At 42.5% G+C, this 1,757-nt stretch carries 2 protein-coding genes; one reads left to right on the top strand and one right to left on the bottom strand.

Annotated elements, in window-relative coordinates:
* Window positions 1-440: 440 nt before the first annotated feature.
* Window positions 441-1,043 (top strand): pseudouridine synthase, encoded by a 603-nt coding sequence (locus PSE7429_RS22835; RefSeq protein ID WP_009629778.1) that lies wholly within the window; start codon window positions 441-443, stop codon window positions 1,041-1,043.
* On the opposite strand, the gene PSE7429_RS22830 is transcribed toward PSE7429_RS22835, so the two are convergent.
* On the bottom strand, window positions 1,008-1,697 hold the full coding sequence (locus tag PSE7429_RS22830; RefSeq protein WP_009629777.1) for a lipoate--protein ligase family protein: 690 nt from the start codon (window positions 1,695-1,697) through the stop codon (window positions 1,008-1,010). The two genes, PSE7429_RS22835 and PSE7429_RS22830, sit on opposite strands and share 36 nt — an antisense overlap.
* Window positions 1,698-1,757: the final 60 nt, after the last annotated feature.

Raw genomic sequence — 1,757 nt, 5'->3', positions numbered from 1 at the left:
CACGCTGCGCTTGCACCGCAGGTTTTAGGGTTTTATATTTAATTAAGCCCACTTACTTAGAAACTATTAAGCGATCGCTAAGTTAATAAAACAGTCAGTAAATAAGTGTACTCCTTCATAACTTCGTTAGTAATTTTTTCATGAAATTAACGGGTTTCTGTAAGAAAAAAAACAAAACCTATAAGAGAGTAACGCCCGCGTAGCGGGCGTTACTCTCTTATAGGTTTTAAGTACTTATGCTTAGCTAATTAGTTGTAGGGTAATGAAAGTTGTGCTTAGGCACCCCCAAAAAAGACAAGTGGCAGCGCGAAGCACTGCCACTTGTCTTTTGGGGGTTTGATTTATCCTAGTTTAGGAATGCCCCAGCGCTAGATTAAAATTAAAAGGCTGACAATGCGATTTTTGGCGTTGTGATTTTTTATTCTGATTTCCCTAAATACATGAGCGATCGCCAATATATTCTTTTGTACAAGCCCTATGGAGTGCTATGCCAATTTACCGATGACAGCATATCGCCTCGCCCAACTTTGAGAGAATATCTGGATATCCCTGAAGTGTATTCGGTAGGAAGATTAGATTTTGATAGTGAAGGGCTCTTACTACTTACCAATGATGGGGTATTAAAACATCGGTTAATCGATCCTCAGTTTGAACATTCCCGAACCTATTGGGTACAGGTGGAAGGAACTCCCACAGAAGAAGCTTTACAGAAGTTACAACATGGAGTCATCATCCAAGGATACCGAACAAAACCCGCGATCGCCAAGTTATTAGATACCGAGCCAGCTCTACCACCAAGAGATCCCCCCATTCGCTTTCGCGCCCATATACCAACCGCTTGGCTAGAGTTAACGTTAACCGAAGGAAAAAATCGACAGGTCAGAAAGATGACAGCATCCGTCGGATTTCCCACTTTACGCCTAGTCAGAATCGCGATCGCCAATTTAAATTTAGCCAATCTTGGAGTAGGGGAATGGCGGCGATTAACGGATGGAGAGTTAAAAGAACTACGCGCAAAAGTACTGCCGCGCCGATTGCGATAGAACTTCTATTAACTTTTGTAGACAATATTGGCGATCGCCTTGCATGAGTTCTTGGCATCCCACAATCGGCACTTCTGCGACAAATAGTTCTTTCAGTAACTCAAAATCTGGATCAATCGCGATCGAGCCATGCTGCAAAACTGAATTATGGCGATAGACCTGTGCACTACCAATTAGCTTACGACCGTCAGAGATGACTAAATCAGCATTGGTTGCCGTCGAGAAACAACTAGGATTGTGAATATATCCCCGTCCCGCCAGTCCATAGGTCAAGTTAACCCCCAGTTCGGCAAAACCTTGAATTAAGAATCCACAGATATATTCGTATATTTCACGGTGCGATCGCTTTTTACCATTGATATCAATATTGGTAATCACAGCATAGGTGAGATCACCTTTATGTAGCACAGCCCTTCCCCCACTGGGACGACAAACTATATCCAGATTATGCCTTTCGGCAATGGCATCCCAATGTTCAGGATATTTTTTTTGATGAAAGCCTAAGGAGATTGCAGCAGGATCCCAGCGATAAAATCTTAAAATTGATGGCGATTGGGGATCTCGACTATGGCGATCCAGTAGGGATTTATCCAAATCCATATGCAGTTTTCCTGATGTTTCGGAATAGGGAATAAACTGCAATGGTTGATTCATAAAACGTAAAGATCTTCAATAATAATTATAGGAATGGGCGGTGCAAAGCACCGCCCATTC

Source organism: Pseudanabaena biceps PCC 7429 (genome assembly GCF_000332215.1).
In the GTDB taxonomy this organism is placed as follows: domain Bacteria; phylum Cyanobacteriota; class Cyanobacteriia; order Pseudanabaenales; family Pseudanabaenaceae; genus Pseudanabaena; species Pseudanabaena biceps.
Note: the sequence above shows the minus strand (reverse complement) of the source record. Positions and strands in the feature narration are given on the sequence as shown.

Bases quoted from the DNA above. Each gene is read 5' to 3' on its own strand.
- PSE7429_RS22835 (WP_009629778.1), top strand. From the start codon at position 441: ATGAGCGATCGCCAATATATTCTTTTGTACAAGCCCTATGGAGTGCTA.
- PSE7429_RS22830 (WP_009629777.1), bottom strand. From the start codon at position 1,697: ATGAATCAACCATTGCAGTTTATTCCCTATTCCGAAACATCAGGAAAA.